This is a genomic window from Herbidospora sp. RD11066 (assembly GCF_054661255.1).
Genome location: NZ_BAAGDO010000004.1, coordinates 678,011 through 695,473, shown reverse-complemented (window position 1 = coordinate 695,473; position 17,463 = coordinate 678,011). Strand labels below are relative to the sequence as shown.

Sequence of the window (17,463 nt, the reverse complement as noted above, 5' to 3'; positions counted from 1 at the left end):
TGGTCGTCAGACCTCGAGCAGCTCGGCTTCCTTGTGCTTGAGCAGCTCGTCGATCTTGGCGACGTGCTTCTGGGTGAGGTCGTCGAGCTCCTTCACGGCGCGGTGGACCTCGTCTTCGCCCGCCTCGCTGTCCTTGACCAGCTTGTCGAGCACTTCCTTCGCGTGGCGCCGGATGTTCCGGATCGACACGCGGCTGTTCTCGGCCTTGGTGCGGGCGATCTTGATGTACTCCTTGCGGCGCTCACCCGAGAGCTCGGGGAACACCACGCGGATGACGTTGCCGTCGTTGCCGGGGTTGACCCCCAGGTCGCTGTCGCGGATCGCCTTCTCGATGGCGCTCATCGAACCCTTGTCGTAGGGCTGGATCAGCACCATGCGCGCCTCGGGGACGTGGAAGGAGGCGAGCTGCTGGACGGGGGTGAGCGACCCGTAGTAGTCAACGTTGATCTTGTTGAACATCGCGGGGGTGACGCGGCCGGTGCGGATGGCGGCGAAGTCCTCCTTGGCGACGGTCACCGCCTTCTCCATCTTCTCTTCGGCCTCGAAGAGGGTTTCCTCGATCACAGTTGGCTCCCTATTTCCCTGCCGGACTCACCAGCGTGCCGATCTTCTCTCCGCGGACCGCCCGCAGGATGTTGCCTTCGCCCATCAGCTCGAAGACCACGATGGGCAGGCCGTTGTCCTTGCACAGGCTGATGGCCGTGGCGTCCATCACCGCGAGGTCACGCGTGAGGACCTCGCCGTATTCGAGCCGGTCGAACCGGACCGCGTCGGGGTTCTTCCTGGGGTCGGCGTCGTAGACGCCGTCGACCTGGGTGCCCTTGAGCAGGGCCTCCGCGCCGATCTCCAGCGCGCGCTGGGCGGCGCAGGTGTCGGTGGAGAAGAAGGGCGAGCCCAGCCCGGCCCCGAAGATGACCACGCGGCCCTTCTCCAGGTGGCGGATCGCCCGGCGGGGCAGGAAGGGCTCGGCGACCTGCTGCATCGTGATGGCGGTCTGCACGCGCGTCTCCACGCCCCGCTTCTCCAGGAAGTCCTGAAGCGCGAGACAGTTGATGACCGTGCCCAGCATGCCCATGTAGTCGGCGCGGGCGCGGTCCATGCCGCGCTCGGACAGCGCGGCGCCACGGAACATGTTGCCGCCGCCGACCACCACCGAGACCTGGACTCCGTCACGGACCGCTTCCGCGATCGAATCGGCGATCTTGGCGACGACGACCGGGTCGATGCCGAGGGAATCCCCACCGGCGAACGCTTCGCCGGAAAGCTTCAGCATGACCCGCTTCCAGCGCAGCGGCCCGTCATACGACGAAGCCGCCGGGGCGGGTTCGGTGTTCTCCTGCACGGCGGCGGCCTCCTCAGTGGATTTCGGGCTGAACAGGTCGTCCCGCTCTCTTGCGGGACGACCTCGACGAACAGCCCCAGACTATGCCTGGCCGACCTTGTAGCGGGTGAAGGCCAGGACCTTGACGCCGGCCTCGTCCGCGTACTTCTTGATCGACTTCTTGTTGTCCTTCACGAACGCCTGCTGGAGCAGGGTGAAGTCCTTGTACCAGCCGTTGACGCGACCCTCGACGATCTTGGCGATCGCGGGCTCGGGCTTGCCCTCCTCGCGGGTCATCTCCTCGAAGAGCGCGCGCTCCTTCTCGATGACCTCGGCGGGGACGTCGTCGGCGTCGAGGTACTTCGGCGCCATGGCGGCGGCGTGCTGCGCGATGTCCTTGGCGACCTCGGCGTTGGCCGAGTCGAGCTGGACGAGAACGCCGACGGCCGGGGGAAGCTGCGGGTCGGTCTTGTGCATGTAGGCGCCGATGTAGCCGCCCTCGAGCACGGAGAACCGGCGGATCTCGATCTTCTCACCGAGGGCCGCGTTGGTCTCGTCGAGCAGCTCCTTGACGGTCTTGCCGTCGAGCTTGGAGTCGAGCAGCTCGGCCACGTCGGCGGGCTTGGTCTCCAGGATGAAGGCGACCACCTGGGCGGCGACCTGCTGGAAACGCTCACCCTTGGCGACGAAGTCGGTCTCGCAGTTGAGCTCGAGCAGCGCGGCGCGGGAGTCGCCGTCCTGCTTGAGGGCGATCAGGCCGTTGGAGGCGGTGCGGGCCTCGCGCTTGCCGACGTCCTTGGCGCCCTTGAGACGCAGGAGCTCGACCGCGCGGTCGAAGTCGCCCTCGGACTCCTCCAGCGCCTTCTTGCAGTCCATCATGCCGGCGGCCGTCAGCTCGCGAAGCCGCTTGACATCGGCCAGATTCACGGAAGCCATTGTCATTTCCTCATGGGTTTCGTCGTGGAGCGGGTGGGCGTGTCGTCTCGACACGCCCACCCGGTAGAGCTTTGGGGAGGGGACTACGCCTTCGGCTCGTCGCCGTCGGCGGCCGGCGTCTCCTCGGCGGGAGCCTCGGCGACAGGGGCCTCAGCGGCGGCCTCGGCCTCGGCCGGAGCCTCAGCGGGGGCCTCGGCGGGCGCCTCGGCAGCGGCGGGGGTGCCCTCGAGCAGCTCGCGCTCCCACTCGGCCAGCGGCTCGGCCACGGCAACGCCGGCCGGCTTGTCGTCGCCGCCACGCGAAGCACCGGCGCGGGTCATGAGACCGTCGGCGACGGCGTCGGCGATCACCCGGGTCAGCAGGCTGACGGCGCGGATCGCGTCGTCGTTACCCGGAATCGGGTAGTCGACCTCGTCGGGGTCGCAGTTGGTGTCGAGGATCGCGACGACCGGGATGCCGAGCTTCTTGGCCTCGGAGATCCCGATGTGCTCCTTCTTGGTGTCGACGACCCAGACCGCGCTCGGGACGCGGGCCATGTCCCGGATGCCGCCGAGGGTGCGCTCCAGCTTCTCCTTCTCACGACGGCGGAGCAGCAGCTCCTTCTTCGTGAGGCCGGAGGCCGCGACGTTCTCGAAGTCGAGCTCCTCGAGCTCCTTCAGGCGCTGAAGGCGCTTGTGGACGGTCGAGAAGTTGGTCAGCATGCCGCCGAGCCAGCGCTGGTTGACGTAGGGCATGCCCACGCGCGCCGCCTGCTCGGCGATCGACTCCTGCGCCTGCTTCTTGGTGCCGATGAACATGATGGTGCCGCCGTGGGCGACGGTCTCCTTGACGAAGTCATAGGCCCTGTCGATGAAGGCCAGCGACTTCTGGAGGTCGATGATGTAGATACCGTTGCGCTCGGTGAAGATGAAGCGCTTCATCTTCGGGTTCCACCGGCGAGTCTGGTGGCCGAAGTGAACGCCGCTCTCCAGCAGCTGTCGCATGGTAACGACGGGGGTGGCCATGAAATGGTCCTCCACGATCTCGGTTGCATGCACGGGCCGGCGGCCCGCGCCCTGACGCCCCGAACCGTTCCAGCCACCTGAACGGCGGACCGAGAGAACGTTTCGTGAATGGGCGTGCGAATTCGGTCTCACCCAAGGAGACCACCGGACAGTCTACCCGGAACCGGTGGACGACTTGACCTGCCCGGCGCCGGACCGTCAGGCCGGAGGCCAGATCTGGCGGGCGGGCGGAAGTGCCCCGCCGACGGGCATGACGCCCCACAGGAACGGGACGACGTAGTCGGGCGGCCCGCCGAGCAGCCCCGGGAGCTCGTCTTCGGTGACGTCGAGGGAGAACGGGCGTTCACGTGTCCACCCTTCGGCGAGCGCGCGCCGGATCGCCGACGCCACCAGGGCCGGGCGGACGGCGATGGCCTGGCGTCCCAGCCAGTTGTCGGGGCGGGCGCAGGGGAGGGTGACCTTGAGGACACCGCCGGGCCGGGTGGCGTGTTCGGCCGAGAAGGACAGAGGACCGTCGCCACCGGCGGGCTTGTGGCGGACGCGCCACCGGAACATCTCACCGTCGACGGTGATCAGCCGGGAACCCTTCTTGGGCATCGCCATGAACGTCCCCCTTTTCCGGTTTCGGCGAGAGCGTAGCCTTCGCGCGACGACCGAAGCGACCGGTATTCGGGCGTCACGGCGAGAGGCCGCGCGCCCGGTTGGCGCCGGGTCCGGGGGCGCGGCGGGAGCGGCGGGCGGTGCCGTGGTAGGCGGAGCCGTAACGGAGAAAAGAGCTTTAGGGCCTTTTCGGGGCTCTGGGGAAAAGGCGGAGCTGGAACTCGGTCACCCGGGCGCCGTTGGGCGTCGATTCCGGGTCGCGGTCGGTGATGCGGTAGGGGGCGACGAGTTCGTCGATGCGGCCGGCCAGGTCGCGGATCTCGTCGGGGTCCATGTAGAGGACCACGTGGGAGAGCCGCGTCGCGTTGCGCCAGTCGGCCGACTCCCGCGACGACTGGGCCAGGTATTCCGCCATGCGGCGGGCGGCCTCGTCGAGCACGGTCTGGATGACGGCGCCCTGGGCGGCAAGAAGCTCGGGGGTGAGTTCGCCGCTTTCGGGGTCTTTCATCCCCCAGCCCTTCTGGAGCGCCCGCCAGACGCGCTCGCGCCCGTCGCCGCGCGCGGGGGCCTCCTCGATGAGGCCGTGTCTGGCGAGGGTGCGCAGGTGGTAGCTGCACGCGCTCGGGGACAGGCCCGCGATCTCGGCGCACTCGGTGGCCGTCGCCGGGCCCTCCTCCTGGAGGCGGCCGAGGATCGCCAGCCTCGCCGGGTGGGCCATCGCCCGCAGCAGGCCGACGTCGTCGGTGACCATCCGATGGCTCTTCATGACCCTCCACGGTAGGGCGTCTTCAGATATGAAGCATTGCCTTCATAACTCTGAAAGAGTACTTTCATAAATATGATCCCCCTTCGCCGACAGCGCGACTACCGCCTCCTCTGGTCCGCACGGGCCGTCACCGAAGCGGGCAGCGAGGTCTCCCGCCTCGCCGTCCCCCTCACCGCCGTCACCCTGCTCGCCGCCACTCCCCTGGAGATGGGCGTGCTCACCGCCGCCGCCTCGCTGCCGTTCCTGTTCGTCGGCCTGCCCATCGGCGCCTGGGCCGACCGCGCGCCGCGCCGCCGCCCGGTGCTGGTGATGTGCGAACTCGTCTCGGGCCTGGCCGTCCTGACGGTCCCCGTCGCCTGGCTGCTCGGCCTGCTGACCGTGCACTGGCTGATCGGCGTGGCCCTGGTCGTCGGCACCTGCACGGTGACCTTCCGGAACTTCACCACCCCTCACCTGACCAGCGTGGTCGGCGAGTCGCAGCGCACCGAGGCCATCGCGGGCATGCAGTCGGTCTTCTCCATCGCCCAGCTCGGCGGCCCCGGCCTGGCCGGTGTCCTGGTGAGCGTGCTGTCGGCGCCGCTGGCCCTGCTGGTCAACGCCGTGACGTTCGTGGTGTCGGCGCTCTGCCTGCGCAGGATCCGTGCGGTCGAACCCTCGCGTCCGCTCACACCCAGGCGAGCCCTCCGCCGCGAGATCGCGGAGGGACTGGCGGCGCTGACCCGCCACCGCGTGCTCTGGGCCCTGACCCTGTGCGGGATGACGGTCAACCTGTTCGCCGCGGCGCAGCTGGCGGTCTACGTCCTCTACGCCGTGCACGTGCTCGGCCTGCCCGGCGGCCTGGTCGGCATCTCGATGATGGGCTTCGGCGCGGGCGGCCTGGTCGGCGCCTTCGTCGCCCCCACTCTGTCCCGGCGCTACGGCGCCCCCCGGGTGCTGCTCGCCTCGGTGCTGTTCTTCCCGCTCGGCTTCCTGGTGATGGCCGCCGTGAGCGGCCCGGTCTGGTGGTGCGTCCTGCTGATCGGGGTGGCGGAGGCCGTGGTCGGGGTCGCCGTGGTCTGCTACAGCGTGTGCTCGGGCGCGGAGGTCCTGCGGGAGACCCCGCCGGAGCTGATCGGACGGGTCAACGCGTCGATCAACTTCCTGACCCAGGGCGCCCTGGGGATCGGCGGACTCGTCGGCGGCGTGGCCGGAGAGCTGCTGGGCCTGCGTCCGGCCATGTGGGTGTGTTTCGCCGGGGCGCTGCTGACGATCCCGTGCCTGTGGCTGTCGCCCCTCACCAGGTGGGGGCGTGCTCCCCGGGACGCGGAGGCGGCGACCAGCGCGGCGGGCGTCCGGCGATGAGGCCGGCGGGGCGGACGAAGGTGTATCCGTCGCGGGTGTCGAGGAGGTCGTCGACGTCGGGGGCTTCGGCGGGTGGGGTTCTGCCCAGCCCGTCCAGCCAGTGGGCGGTGGCCGCGAGGGAGAGGACGGCGTGCCACGACCCTCCTTCGCGACGCCTGCGGATCAGCCCCGCGAGGGCCGCGAAGGCGGCGAGATAGCCGGTCGCGTGGTCGAGCGCCTGGCAGGGCAGCGCCCCCGATTCGGCCACGATCCCCGTCGACATCTGGACCAGGCTGTCGAACCCCCGCCTGCCGTGCCACGGCCCCGGACCGTAGGCGGAGATGTCGACCACGACGATCCCCGGCCTCAGCCCGGCCAGGTCCCCCAACCCGAATCCGAGCCGTTCGAGCGCGCCGGGCCGGTAGCCGCGGATGACGACGTCGGCGCCGCTGATGAGCTCCCTGAGCCGGTCGGGGTGGGTGCGCAGATCGATCAGGCAGGATCGCTTGCCCGCGGCGGTCTCCAGGACGAGACCCGGGACCTCCGGGATGCCGGGCCCGCAGACGTGCATGACCTCGGCGCCGTGCGAGGCGAGGAACCGGCTCGCGACCGGCCCCGCGATGACCCTGGTGAGGTCGACCACGCGCAGCCCTTCGTTCTTCTGCGGCGCATGTCCGGGGAGGCGGTCGAGGGTGAGGAGCGGGCGCGCTGCGGTCTTTCGGCCCTGAGGATGGCCGGCCCATTCGGCCCTGCCGCGCATCGCGGCCGCGCATCCACCCGCCACGATCACCGCGTCTTCGATCTCCCCGCCTGTACGTTTTCCGCACGCCTCCCCCACCTGCTGCTTCGTGGCGTCTGGGGGGAGATGCAGAGCGGCCAGGGCGGCGTCGCGGTGGTGGTCGAAGTTGGCGTGGATCCTGACCTTGCCGTCGATGGTCGCGTAGTCGCCGCTGATCGGGGCCCACAGTTCGATGGGCCGGGAGCCGATTCTGAAGTGGCGTTCGCTGCTGAAGGCCGCGGCGGCGTGTCTCATGTCCACCTCCGCTCGGCCGTGGTGGCCGGTGAGGGTGGCCATGGCGGCGGTGGCGGCTCCGATGGAGGCCGCGGCGGCGGTGCCCAGGCGGAACGGGGAGTCGAGGATCGGCTCCTGGCCCTCGATCCGGACGGGGCCCAGGTCCACTCCGGCGAGGTTCTGCAGGGCGTGGATGACGTCGCGGGTCATGGCATCACCAGGTTATCCACATGTTCTTCCACAGGTTCACCTCTCATTTCGGGGCAAATCGCCGACGGTTTTCCACAGGGGGTTGTGGGTGGGTTGCCGAGCGTGTCGGGGGCGGCAGGGTAGGGGTCATGTTGTTTCCAGCGTCCGTCGTGCTCGTCATCGCCGCTCAGTGGGGGTGGCCTTTGGCGGGGGAACCCCGGCCGGTACGGCCCTTCACGCCGCCGCCTGAGCGGTGGCTGTCGGGGCATCGGGGGGTCGACCTGCCTGCTGCGGCGGGGCAGGAGGTGATGGCCGCCGGGGATGGCGTCGTCACGGTGGCCCGGAGGGTGGCGGGGCGGGGGGTGGTGACGGTGGCTCATGCCGGTGGGTTGCGGACGACCTATCTACCGGTGGATGCGTCGGTGGCCGAGGGGCAGCGGGTGCGGAAGGGGGATGTGCTGGGGACCGTGAGCGGGCCGGATGAGCACTGTCCCCAGACCTGTCTGCATTGGGGGCTGCTCAGCGGCAATCTGTACCTGGATCCGCTGCACCTGCTGGGGTTGGGCCAGGTCCGGCTGCTGCCGAATCACGAACCCTCAGGGACCTGACGTGAGATCGCGAAGCTTGCGGACTTGCACCCATCTGACGACCCGCGAGGAGCTTCCGCTTTCGTCGCCCCATCACAGGATCTGGGAACCGAGATCCGCTTTGTGCCGCCTTCGTCGCTTCTTCACCGCATTGCAGGGATAGTGGTCGGGACGAGCAGGGGTTTGCCTTTGAGCCAACCGAGATCATTACAGGACCGCTGAGGGCCGCTGTCACCTCTCACCACCGGTGTCGTCCGCTACCCCTGCGCCACTTCGCCTTATTCGACGGCATCGCAGCCCAGTTATGGGCGGGTTATTCGGCGCTCTGGCACGTATTAGGACCGGGCACAGCGGTGATTTCCATGACGTCTGTGGGCATCGAGCCACCCCACCGATCGGATAGGCGACTACTCCGTGTCCGTCGATCAAGCTCGAGGGTGGGCCTGCTCGTAGGCGGCTCTGAGGCGTTCGATCGAGACGTGGGTGTAGATCTGCGTGGTGCCCAATGATGCGTGTCCCAGCAGTTCCTGGACACTGCGGAGATCGGCGCCGCCCTCCAGAAGGTGAGTGGCGGCCGTGTGACGGAGCCCGTGCGGACCCATGTCCGGCACCCCCGCCTCGTCCAGTCGAGCGTGAACGACCCGCCGCACCGCGCTCTGTTCGATCCGCCCGCCCTTCACACCGAGGAAGAGCGCGGGACCGGATCGCGCGCCTACGAGGATGGGGCGCCCACGTACACACCAGGCATCGACGGCGTCCAGCGCCGGCACCCCCAACGGCACGACCCGCTCCCTGCCACCTTTACCGAGGACTCTGATCGTCCGGCGCTCCCGGTCGACGTCGTCCAGGTCGAGTCCGCAGAGTTCACCGACCCGGATTCCGGTGGCGTAGAGAACCTCGAGCAGGGCCTGGTCCCGTAGATCCTTCGCCACCGCATGCGGCTCGTCGGCCGACTCGGATTCGCTCTCACGCCCTGGCCCTTGGGCGGTCGTGTCGGGGTGAGGGCCGGCGGGACCGGGGTCGACCGATCTCCGCTTTGAGGAGAGGCCGTCACCCCCCGATGCGAGATGCCCGCTGTCATTGGACGCATCACCGCCGGATCCTCCGGTATGTGTGCCCACGTCCTCGGCCCAACGGCCGCGAACACCGGTGGGCTCGGGCCATCGCGCATCACGCGGGCCAGACCGATGAGACTCGGCTTCCCGCGAGCCCGCCCTGCCGGATGGTGGAGCGTCGAGCCCAGAGCGTTCGGGTCGGGCGTCGCGAAAGTCGGCACCATCCGATCCGGCGTCACGGAGCACCGGACACTCGGAACCCGATGGCACCGCTGGGGCTTCATAGGCCTCAGACCACTCCGGCCGGAAGTCATCGGAACGAGAGTGCCGAAGATCATGAAGCGCGGACCGACCAGACCCATGGTCACGAGAGGCGGACTCCAGGTCGGCACCTCGGGACCCTGGCCACTCCGATCTACGCGTCTCGGAAGCAGGCAACCCAGACGGAACGTCGTGTACCTCGGGCCGGTCCGATCCAACAACGACCGGCTCACGCCACCCCGACCGGGTATCACGGAGCTCTGGCTGCGCCGATCCAGCGTCACCCGGCTCAAGCTGACCCGACCCAACCCCACGCGGCTCAAGCTGACCCGACCCAACGCCACCCCGCTCAAGCTGACCCGACCCAACCCCACCCCGCTCAAGCGACTCCGCTTGTGCACCACGGGACCCAGGCCGCCGCGATCCGGAATTGCGAAAATCAGTCCTCTCTGATTGAGCATCGTGGGGCTCTCGCCGGCCCACTCCAGCAACGCGCGGTTCTAGCTGCTCCAACCGGGCATCGCAGCTATCAGGCTGCCCCGACCCCGAACCACCGAGCTCAGGCCGTGGGGACCCGGATTCGCTGGGGTCTGACAGCGCGGGCGAAGCATCGCCCACACCGGATCTCTCAGCCCACTCGGCACTCGAAGCTCTCGGTTCTGGCCCCTCGACCACGTTGCCGACCCGGTCATCGGCTCCACGACGCAGGTTGTTTCCCGGTCGCGCCCCACCTCGGGAATCGTCTCCCCCGGCACCTCGCCGGACGTCCAGCATGCGTAGGGCTTCCGCCTGGTCCAGCACCTTGGGGAGGGTGCGCTTGGCTCGGGCGGTGCCGAGGAGTAGGCCGGGGTCGGTGGTCAGCCAGCCGGCCCGGTGGCAGAACGCCGTGAAGGTGCGGATGCAGGCCGTCCGCCGGGCCAGGGTCGCGCGGGACTTGCCGGTTTCGTGCTGTTCGCCCAGCCAGTACCGCAGGACACCCACGTCGATCAGCTCGACGCGGTCGATACCGGCGTCGATGAGGTGTTCCGCCAGGGAGGCCATGTCACCCGCGTAGGCCCGAAGCGTGTTGGACGCCAGGCCGCGTTCGACCCGGAGGTGGCGTTCGAAGGCCCGTATCGCATCCTCTAGATCTCCCGACATATCCGCTTATCTTCCCCTTCCTCTGGCGCTCAGCCTCCAGCCGTTCCCCTCCCGCTTCAGGTAGCCGCCGGATTCCAGGTTGCCCAGGCAGCTCAGCGCGACCGGCAACGGCAGGCCCGCCTTGAGCGCCAGCTCGGCCGGGCCCATCGCCCCCCGGTTCGGCAGCGCGTCGAGGACGCGCTTGGACTCCAGGCTGAGCAGGTCGCGGGCGGTGGACTGGCCACGTGGAATGGGAGCGATGTCGTCCCCCGCCTGGCCTGCCTGCTCCAAAATCTCGTCGGCCGATGTCACGCACACCGCCTTCCCGAGCCGGATCAGGTTGTTGCACCCGGCCGACACCTCACTGGTCACCGGCCCGGGTAGGGCCATCAGCTGGCGGTTAAGCTGGAACGCGTGGTGGGCGGTGTTCAGCGCCCCCGACCGTGGCGCCGCTTGGACGACGACGGTCCCCCGCGACAGCGCCGCGATGACCCGGTTCCGGACGAGGAAGCGTAACCGGGTCGGGGGCACGCCCGGCGGTGATTCGCTGATGACCAGGCCCTCCTCCCGGATGGCCGCGAACAGGTCCACGTGGGCGGCCGGGTAGGGGACGTCCACCCCGCAGGCCAGGATCGCGACCGTTGGCGACGGCCCGGCCAGGCAGCCCCGGTGGGCGGCGGCGTCGATGCCGTACGCGCCCCCGGAGATCACCGAGTACCCCCGGTCGGACAGGCGGCAGCCCAGCTCGGAGGCCACGTTCACCCCATAGGGAGTGGCGGCCCGCGCCCCGACCACCGCGATCGATCGGGCGCAGATCTGGCGGAGGTCGCCTCCGCCAGAGGTCCACAGGCCGATCGGGCGGGCGTCCATCAGGTCGTCGAGCTGGTCGGGCCAGTCAGGGTCGCCGGGGATGACGAAGCGGTGGCGGGCCAGGTCGTCGTCGGGTTCGCCCGCCGCGGTGGCGCGCATCCGCCAGGCCGCCGCCTTCCGGTCGTCCAGCCCCTCCAGGGTTCCGTCGCGGATCCCGGTCAGGACGGCCTCCGCGCCGTGCGTCGCGATCAGGCGGCCCATGGTCTCGTCGCCGGTTTCGGCGATCCGGGTCAAGGCCGCCCTCGCGGCCCGGTCACCGGTCACAGGTCTTCTCCCATCCACATCGTGAGTGCCAGTGAGATCTCGTCGGACGTCGGCCGGGCACGCCGGCTGATGTCGGCGATCGTCCAGGCCAGCCGCAGGACCCGGTCGACGCCACGGGCACTGAGGGTGCCCAGGTCGACGGCCCGGTTCAACGGGGTCAGGACGCGGGGGTCGAGCTTCCAGCCGCCGTGCAGCAGCGACGACGGCACCTCGGCGTTGAGCCGCCACGGCGTTCCGGCGAGGCGTGTGGCGGCCCGGTCACGGGCCTCCGCCACCCGGTCGGCGACGGTGACGCTGGATTCGGCCAGCGCACGGTCGGCGAGGAGTTCGGCCCGGGTGGGCGGCGAGAGCCGTACCTTGACGTCGACCCGATCGAGGAGGGGCCCCGACAGCCGGGCCAGATAACGTCGGCGGACGGCCGGAGTGCACGTGCAGAACCGCCCGGCTTCTCCGCTGAGCCCGCACGGGCAGGGGTTGGCCGCGAGAACCAGCATGAACCGAGCCGGAAAGGTCACCGAGCCGTGCGCCCGCGAGACCGTGACCTGGCCCGATTCGACCGGTTGCCGGAGCGAGTCGAGGACCCGGGACTGGAACTCGGGAGCTTCGTCCAGAAACAGGATCCCGCGATGGGCCAGCGACACGGCCCCAGGGCGGATCTGCCCCGTCCCGCCACCGATCACCGCGGCGGCCGAGGCAGTGTGGTGAGGTGCGACGAACGGGGGCCGGGCGAGCAGGGGGCGGCCGGTGGGGAGGGTGCCAGCGATGGAGTGGATCGCGGTGACCTCGAGGGCCTGCTCCCGGTCAAGCGGCGGGATGATCGTGGTCAGCCGCTCGGCCAGCATGGTCTTGCCGGTGCCCGGCGGCCCGAGGAACCAGAGGTTGTGACCCCCGGCCGCGCAGATCTCCAGAGCGCACCGCCCATGGGCCTGACCTGCGACATCGGCCAGATCGAGGGTCTTCTCGTCGGCGGGGAGAGCGAACTCCATCGGGTTCAGGTACGGCGCCCGCTCACTCGCCTCGCCCTCCCGCAGCAGGGCGACGAGTTCACCGAGCGTCGACACCGGCACCACCGCCAGGTCCGGTACGAGAGCCGCCTCGGCGGCGTTCGCAGTGGGCACGACCATCGTGCGCGCCCCTGCGGCTACGGCGGCGAGCGCGGCGGGAAGCACGCCGCGTACCGGCCGCACTCTGCCGTCGAGCCCTAACTCACCTAAGAAGAACGGCTCCGCGATGCGGGCGGGCGGCACCAGTCCGGCCGCGCCGAGCACCGCCATGGCGATGGCCAGGTCGAAGGAAGATCCCTTCTTGGGCAGCGACGCGGGGAAGAGCGAGACCGTCACGCGTGCGTCGGGCCAGTCGAACCTGCTGTTCAACAGCGCCGACCGGACCCGATCCCGGGCCTCACTGATCGCCGTGTCGAGCAACCCGATGAAGTGCGTCCCCACCAAACCCCGGCCCACATCGGCCTCGACCTCGACGGTATGCCCGGCCACCCCGACCAGCGCGGCACACCGCGTACGTGCAACAGGCATCACAAACACCCCTCACGCCTTCCGCCGAAGGCACCCCGAAACCCCGATCAACCCGGCGAACACCGGAAAACGCACAGCAATAGGGCTGAGCAGTCCTAACAAAATGACCCCGGCACTCGGGCTGCTCGCCATTCCCTTGCGCCGACTATGCAGGTGACGCGCCTCGCCGCACCGGCGCCGAGACCGGTGATGCTTTTTTTAGGAGCTCTAAGCCGCGACGGACCCCTCACAAGGCTCAAGCCAGAGGGACCAGGCCGCCATCAGAAGATCCCCTTCTCGTGGCGGATCGAGAACGTCCCCGCGAACCCGTCCAGTGCCACCACGTCCACCCGCACCGACGCGAACCTCCTCCCCTGCCCCGACACCCACCGCGCCCCCAACCGCCGCAGTCGCGCCAGCTTCGCCTCCGTCACGGAAGCGAACGCCGACCCCCGAGCCCCCGAAGACCGGGTCCGTACCTCCACCACCACGAGCACCGCCCCGTCCCGCGCCACGATGTCGATCTCCCCCTCCCGGCACCGCCAGTTCCGTTCAAGAACCTCCAGCCCCTGACCCACCAGATAGGTAGCCGCGAGTTGTTCCCCGGCCCGCCCCAGCTCGTCCTTCGCTCCCATGCGCCCCACCCTCACAGACCCCGCCACGGCAAAAAGCACCCCAGCGGCAGCCTGTGGAAAACCAAAAGGGCCGGGTCCGTCAAAGAACGGACCCGGCCCTTGGAGCGAAGTGCTTAGCTGGAGAAACCCTCCTTGGGCATCTCCAGGTCAGGTTTGGCGAGCTCTTCGACGTTCACGTCCTTGAACGTCACCACCCGCACGTTCTTCACGAATCGCGCCGGTCGATACATGTCCCACACCCATGCGTCCTGCATCTTCACGTCGAAGAACACTTCGCCGTTCTCCGCGGTGCGCACCTCCATGTCGACCGAGTTCGTCAGGTAGAACCGACGTTCGGTTTCGACGACGTACGTGAACAGACCGACCACATCGCGGTACTCGCGGTAGAGCTGCAGCTCCATCTCGGTCTCGTACTTCTCGAGATCCTCCGCGCTCATTCCGGCCCTCCTGTTCCCAACCCCGTTTCGGCCCCTGGTTCATTCTCCCGCATCCTCATACCCGGCATCGTCCGAGCCACTGTCACGAACGAGAACCTATGGTGCTGGGTTGGCCCGTGGTGAGCGAGGGCCGCCCGGTGGTCTCTGGTCACGTAACCCTTGTGCCCGGCGAAGCCGTATTGGGGGAATGTCTCGTGCAGGGTCGTCATCATGCGGTCCCGGGTCACCTTCGCGACGATGGACGCGGCCGCTATGCAGGCGGCCACCTGGTCACCCTTCCAGACGGCCAGTGACGGCGCCGGGAGGCCGGGGACCGGGAATCCGTCGGTCAGGATGTATCCGGGCGTGAGACCCAACCCGAAGACCGCGCGGCGCATTCCCGCCACGTTCATCTTGTGGAGGCCGCGCTGGTCGATCTCCGACGGGGGGATGACGACGACGCTGACGGCCTTCGCGGTCGCCATGATCCTGGCGTGGAACTCCTCGCGGCGGGCCTCGGTCAGCAGTTTGGAGTCGTTGATGCCGTCGATCTCGCGCCCCAGGACGACCGCCGCGACGACCAGCGGGCCGGCGCAGGCGCCACGGCCCGCCTCGTCGACGCCGGCGACGGGCTTGAGGCCCCGGCGGGCCAGGGCGCGCTCATAGCCGTAGAGGCCGGAGTCACGGCGGACCACGCTCGGGCGTGGACGATAGGCAACTGTCATGACAGAAGCAGCGTACGCCCCATCACCGGACGTTGGAGAAGGTCTCCGGCTGCGATATGAGACTGAGCCGGTCAAGGGGCCAGTAGCGGGCGAAGGCGAAGCCGATGACGTCGTCTTCGGAGATCGTGCCCTTGAACTCGTCGTCGATGTACGACCGGGAGTCCATCGAGTTGGAACGGTGGTCTCCCATCAGCCACAGGCGCCCCGGGGGAACCTTCACCTCGAAGGTGCGGCCGGGGTAGTCGCCGGGGTAGAGGTATTTGCCCTCTTCGTCGATCGGGGTGCCGTTGACCGTGATGTGGCGGCCCTCGTCGCAGCACTTGACCGTGTCGCCGCCCTTGCCGATCACCCGCTTGATCGTGTCTTCCCCGTCCCAGCCCTTGAAGACCACGATGTCGCCGCGGTCGATGGAGCCGAACTGGAGGACCACGACGCGGTCGTTGACCAGCAGGGTGTTCTCCATCGACTCCGATGGGATCCAGAACGACCGCATGACGAAGAAGTGGACCAGGAGAGCGACGATCACACCGCCGATCGTGAAGGTGATCGTTTCCCGGAGGGCGGACTTCTTCTTTTTCTCCGGCTTGCCGGACTCCTCCGGCGTGCCGGAGGAGTTGGTCTCTTCTTCTGCGACGGCCACGGGCGGAAAGACTACCGCTTCACGCGTATGCGGCGCCTAAGGGCGAGAAGGGGAAAAGCGCCGGCGAAGCCCAGCAGCAGCGGCACGGCCTCGGAGGCGGCCCCGGCGGCGGTCAGGCCCTTCTGCCCGAACGTCTCGGGGATCGGCAGGATGCCCGCCCGGTCGAACGGCCAGACCTTCACGAACGCCCGGCCGATGACCTGGTCGATCGGGATGGCGCCGCCGCCCGGGTCGCCGCCGTGGGCGCGCGAGTCGAGCGAGACGGAGCGGTGGTCGCCCATGACCCACAGGCGGCCGGGGGCGACGTCGATCTCGAAGTTGCCCAGCGACGGGACGTCTCCCGGATAGAGATAACTCTCCTCGTCGAGAGGGACCCCGTTGACGGTGATGCGGCCCTTGGCGTCGCAGCACTTGACCTTGTCACCGGGGACGCCGATAACGCGCTTGATGTAGTCCTTCTCGCCGGGGACCACGCCGAACGCGGTGCCGACCCAGCGGAAGAACCCGGCGATCGGGTTGGCGGGCGGGGCGAACTCGGCCTCTCCGGCCCAGGAGTCGACGCCGGAGAAGACCACGACGTCGCCGCGCTCGATGTCGCGGACGCGGTAGACGAGCTTGTTGACCAGGACCCTGTCGTTCTTCAGGAGGGTGTTCTCCATCGACTCCGATGGAATGTAGAACGCCTGGACCACGAAGGACTTGATGAGCAGGGCCAGCACCAGCGCCACCACGATCAGGACGGGCAGCTCACGCCAGAACGAGCCCTTCTTGTCTTTTCCGGGCTTGGCGTTCTGATGGGTGTCTTCGGCGACCACGTCCACCCCGTCCTGGTCTGGGAAGTCAAGAGATGCGGGCGCGCCGACGCGCGCCTAGACGAGCCTAAATCATGGTCACAGTACGCGACGTCGCCGACTCGGCATCGGGCCCCCAAAACTGCGAAAGCCCGTGCCGGCAGGGCACGGGCTTGCAGTGAAATGCGGCTTTACTTCGCGGGCAGCGCGTCGCGGCGCTCGCGGATGCGGGCGGCCTTACCGCGCAGGTCACGCATGTAGTAGAGCTTGGCGCGGCGGACGTCGCCACGGGTCACCAGCGTGATCTTCTCGATCACCGGGCTGTGGACCGGGAAGGTGCGCTCGACGCCGACGCCGTAGCTGATCTTGCGAACGGTGAACGTCTCACGGAGACCACCGTTCTGGCGGCGCAGCACGAAGCCCTTGAAGACCTGGATACGCGAGCGGTTTCCTTCGATGACTCGGACGTGCACCTCGAGCGTGTCACCCGGGCGGAACGCCGGGATGTCGCTGCGAAGGGCGGCCTTCTCGAGCGCCTGGATCTGCGTGTGCATGACTGAGGTTCCTCATCACGTTGAAAGGGCGCCCGGAGGTCCGTCCGTCCCCTTGGGGTGGGGCGTCGAGAAGGACGCGGGCACGACAAGCCTGCGAACGGCAGGCATTCAGCGACTCAGTCTGCCACAGGATCGCCGTCGTCGCGAAACGCGTCGAGGGCCTTACGGTCGGCGGCGGACAGTTCGCCGCGCTCCAGCAGCTCGGGCCGCTTCTGGAAAGTGCGGCGCAGGGCCTGGTCGCGGCGCCAGCGCGCGATCTTGCCGTGGTGGCCGGAGAGCAGGATCTCGGGCACCTCGTGGTCGCGCCACACCGGCGGTTTGGTGAAGACCGGCCCTTCGAGCAGGTTCTCCATCTCGCCGGGCGCGAACGAGTCGTCGACCGCGGAGACGGCGTTCCCGAGCACACCGGGCAGCAGCCGGGCGACGGCCTCGATCATGACCAGCACCGCCGCCTCGCCCCCCGCCAGCACGTAGTCGCCGATCGAGACCTCGTCGAGCCGCAGGCGGGAGCCGTATTCGATCATGACCCGGCTGTCGATGCCCTCGTAGCGGGCCGGCGCGAACAGCAGCCACGGCTCGGCGGCGTATTCGAGCGCCACCGCCTGAGTGAACGGCCGCCCACTCGGAGTGGGCACGATCATCCGGGGGGAGCCCTCAGCCAACCCGGTCACATCGTCGATCGCCGCGCCCCAGATCTCCGGCTTCATGACCATGCCGGGCCCGCCCCCGTAGGGGGTGTCGTCGACGGTCTTGTGGACGTCGTGCGCCCACTCCCGCAACTGGTGGAGCCGCACGTCGAGGATCCCCTTCGACCGCGCCTTGCCCATCAGCGAGACCTCAAGGGGCGCGAAGTACTCGGGGAAGATCGAGATGACGTCGATGCGCAT

General features: G+C 69.0%; 18 protein-coding genes and 2 pseudogenes. 2 read left to right on the top strand and 18 right to left on the bottom strand.

Annotated features, from left to right (window positions below; translation table 11 throughout):
* Positions 1-6 precede the first annotated feature (6 nt).
* The 6 genes from frr to ACYQ78_RS19965 all read right to left on the bottom strand — a co-directional run bounded on the left by frr (position 7) and on the right by ACYQ78_RS19965 (position 4,627).
* Positions 7-564 carry a ribosome recycling factor gene (gene frr / locus ACYQ78_RS19990; RefSeq protein ID WP_459802364.1) on the bottom strand — a complete coding sequence of 186 codons (558 nt, stop codon included), beginning with the start codon at positions 562-564 and terminating at the stop codon, positions 7-9.
* Between the two features lie 10 nt (positions 565-574).
* Entirely contained in the window at positions 575-1,342 is a 768-nt protein-coding gene (pyrH, locus tag ACYQ78_RS19985; protein ID WP_030455680.1) for a UMP kinase, read from the bottom strand.
* Positions 1,343-1,423: 81 nt separating this feature from the next.
* Positions 1,424-2,257 (bottom strand): translation elongation factor Ts, encoded by an 834-nt coding sequence (gene tsf / locus ACYQ78_RS19980; RefSeq protein ID WP_459802363.1) that lies wholly within the window; start codon positions 2,255-2,257, stop codon positions 1,424-1,426.
* An 83-nt stretch (positions 2,258-2,340) separates the two neighbouring features.
* A complete protein-coding gene (gene rpsB, locus ACYQ78_RS19975) occupies positions 2,341-3,261 on the bottom strand; it encodes a 30S ribosomal protein S2 (protein WP_459802362.1) in 921 nt (306 codons plus the stop codon).
* Positions 3,262-3,459: 198 nt separating this feature from the next.
* Positions 3,460-3,864, bottom strand: a complete 405-nt coding sequence (locus ACYQ78_RS19970) for a hypothetical protein (RefSeq protein WP_459802361.1) — start codon at positions 3,862-3,864, stop codon at positions 3,460-3,462.
* Between the two features lie 175 nt (positions 3,865-4,039).
* Entirely contained in the window at positions 4,040-4,627 is a 588-nt protein-coding gene (locus ACYQ78_RS19965) for an ArsR/SmtB family transcription factor (protein WP_459802360.1), read from the bottom strand.
* A 72-nt stretch (positions 4,628-4,699) separates the two neighbouring features.
* On the opposite strand from ACYQ78_RS19965, the gene ACYQ78_RS19960 reads away from it, so the two are divergent.
* Complete coding sequence (locus tag ACYQ78_RS19960; RefSeq protein WP_459802359.1) at positions 4,700-5,968, top strand: MFS transporter; 1,269 nt, start codon at positions 4,700-4,702, stop codon at positions 5,966-5,968.
* Here ACYQ78_RS19960 and ACYQ78_RS19955 read toward each other — a convergent pair.
* On the bottom strand, positions 5,901-7,169 hold the full coding sequence (locus ACYQ78_RS19955; protein WP_459802358.1) for a CoA transferase: 1,269 nt from the start codon (positions 7,167-7,169) through the stop codon (positions 5,901-5,903). The genes ACYQ78_RS19960 and ACYQ78_RS19955 overlap by 68 nt on opposite strands.
* A gap of 128 nt (positions 7,170-7,297) precedes the next feature.
* On the opposite strand from ACYQ78_RS19955, the gene ACYQ78_RS19950 reads away from it, so the two are divergent.
* Complete coding sequence (locus ACYQ78_RS19950; protein WP_459802357.1) at positions 7,298-7,756, top strand: M23 family metallopeptidase; 459 nt, start codon at positions 7,298-7,300, stop codon at positions 7,754-7,756.
* 404 nt (positions 7,757-8,160) lie between these two features.
* Here the strand turns inward: ACYQ78_RS19950 and ACYQ78_RS19945 are convergent.
* From ACYQ78_RS19945 to trmD, 11 genes and pseudogenes are all read right to left on the bottom strand, one after another.
* Positions 8,161-8,658, bottom strand: a pseudogene (locus ACYQ78_RS19945) (tyrosine-type recombinase/integrase); the annotation flags it as partial.
* A 1,320-nt stretch (positions 8,659-9,978) separates the two neighbouring features.
* Positions 9,979-10,191, bottom strand: a pseudogene (locus ACYQ78_RS19940) (site-specific integrase); the annotation flags it as partial.
* A 6-nt stretch (positions 10,192-10,197) separates the two neighbouring features.
* Positions 10,198-11,304 (bottom strand): DNA-processing protein DprA, encoded by a 1,107-nt coding sequence (gene dprA / locus ACYQ78_RS19935; RefSeq protein ID WP_459802356.1) that lies wholly within the window; start codon positions 11,302-11,304, stop codon positions 10,198-10,200.
* The gene (locus ACYQ78_RS19930) at positions 11,301-12,836 is read right to left on the bottom strand and encodes a YifB family Mg chelatase-like AAA ATPase (RefSeq protein WP_459802355.1); all 1,536 of its coding nucleotides are present in this window, start codon (positions 12,834-12,836) and stop codon (positions 11,301-11,303) included. Before ACYQ78_RS19930 ends, dprA begins: the two co-directional genes overlap by 4 nt.
* A 260-nt stretch (positions 12,837-13,096) precedes the next feature.
* The gene (locus ACYQ78_RS19925; RefSeq protein WP_459802354.1) at positions 13,097-13,450 is read right to left on the bottom strand and encodes a YraN family protein; all 354 of its coding nucleotides are present in this window, start codon (positions 13,448-13,450) and stop codon (positions 13,097-13,099) included.
* Between the two features lie 113 nt (positions 13,451-13,563).
* Positions 13,564-13,887, bottom strand: coding sequence for a DUF2469 domain-containing protein (locus ACYQ78_RS19920; RefSeq protein ID WP_030455669.1), 324 nt, complete (start codon positions 13,885-13,887; stop codon positions 13,564-13,566).
* Positions 13,884-14,591 (bottom strand): ribonuclease HII, encoded by a 708-nt coding sequence (locus ACYQ78_RS19915; RefSeq protein WP_459802353.1) that lies wholly within the window; start codon positions 14,589-14,591, stop codon positions 13,884-13,886. The genes ACYQ78_RS19920 and ACYQ78_RS19915 overlap by 4 nt, the downstream gene beginning before the upstream one ends.
* 22 nt (positions 14,592-14,613) lie before the next feature.
* Positions 14,614-15,231, bottom strand: coding sequence for a signal peptidase I (gene lepB / locus ACYQ78_RS19910; RefSeq protein ID WP_459802352.1), 618 nt, complete (start codon positions 15,229-15,231; stop codon positions 14,614-14,616).
* 11 nt (positions 15,232-15,242) lie between these two features.
* Positions 15,243-16,052: a signal peptidase I gene (gene lepB, locus ACYQ78_RS19905; protein ID WP_459802351.1), complete on the bottom strand. Its 810-nt coding sequence runs from the start codon at positions 16,050-16,052 to the stop codon at positions 15,243-15,245.
* Positions 16,053-16,213: 161 nt separating this feature from the next.
* The gene (gene rplS, locus ACYQ78_RS19900) at positions 16,214-16,576 is read right to left on the bottom strand and encodes a 50S ribosomal protein L19 (RefSeq protein ID WP_459802350.1); all 363 of its coding nucleotides are present in this window, start codon (positions 16,574-16,576) and stop codon (positions 16,214-16,216) included.
* Between the two features lie 116 nt (positions 16,577-16,692).
* Positions 16,693-17,463, bottom strand: a complete 771-nt coding sequence (trmD, locus tag ACYQ78_RS19895; RefSeq protein WP_459802349.1) for a tRNA (guanosine(37)-N1)-methyltransferase TrmD — start codon at positions 17,461-17,463, stop codon at positions 16,693-16,695.

What these genes read in the sequence shown, in the direction of transcription:
- ACYQ78_RS19950 (WP_459802357.1), top strand. Translation starts at nt 7,298, where the DNA reads ATGTTGTTTCCAGCGTCCGTCGTGCTCGTCATCGCCGCTCAGTGGGGG.
- trmD (WP_459802349.1), bottom strand. Translation starts at nt 17,463, where the DNA reads ATGCGCATCGACGTCATCTCGATCTTCCCCGAGTACTTCGCGCCCCTT.
- ACYQ78_RS19920 (WP_030455669.1), bottom strand. Translation starts at nt 13,887, where the DNA reads ATGAGCGCGGAGGATCTCGAGAAGTACGAGACCGAGATGGAGCTGCAG.
- ACYQ78_RS19970 (WP_459802361.1), bottom strand. Translation starts at nt 3,864, where the DNA reads ATGGCGATGCCCAAGAAGGGTTCCCGGCTGATCACCGTCGACGGTGAG.
- ACYQ78_RS19915 (WP_459802353.1), bottom strand. Translation starts at nt 14,591, where the DNA reads ATGACAGTTGCCTATCGTCCACGCCCGAGCGTGGTCCGCCGTGACTCC.
- rpsB (WP_459802362.1), bottom strand. Translation starts at nt 3,261, where the DNA reads ATGGCCACCCCCGTCGTTACCATGCGACAGCTGCTGGAGAGCGGCGTT.
- ACYQ78_RS19960 (WP_459802359.1), top strand. Translation starts at nt 4,700, where the DNA reads ATGATCCCCCTTCGCCGACAGCGCGACTACCGCCTCCTCTGGTCCGCA.
- ACYQ78_RS19955 (WP_459802358.1), bottom strand. Translation starts at nt 7,169, where the DNA reads ATGACCCGCGACGTCATCCACGCCCTGCAGAACCTCGCCGGAGTGGAC.
- tsf (WP_459802363.1), bottom strand. Translation starts at nt 2,257, where the DNA reads ATGGCTTCCGTGAATCTGGCCGATGTCAAGCGGCTTCGCGAGCTGACG.
- ACYQ78_RS19965 (WP_459802360.1), bottom strand. Translation starts at nt 4,627, where the DNA reads ATGAAGAGCCATCGGATGGTCACCGACGACGTCGGCCTGCTGCGGGCG.
- rplS (WP_459802350.1), bottom strand. Translation starts at nt 16,576, where the DNA reads ATGCACACGCAGATCCAGGCGCTCGAGAAGGCCGCCCTTCGCAGCGAC.
- ACYQ78_RS19930 (WP_459802355.1), bottom strand. Translation starts at nt 12,836, where the DNA reads ATGCCTGTTGCACGTACGCGGTGTGCCGCGCTGGTCGGGGTGGCCGGG.
- ACYQ78_RS19925 (WP_459802354.1), bottom strand. Translation starts at nt 13,450, where the DNA reads ATGGGAGCGAAGGACGAGCTGGGGCGGGCCGGGGAACAACTCGCGGCT.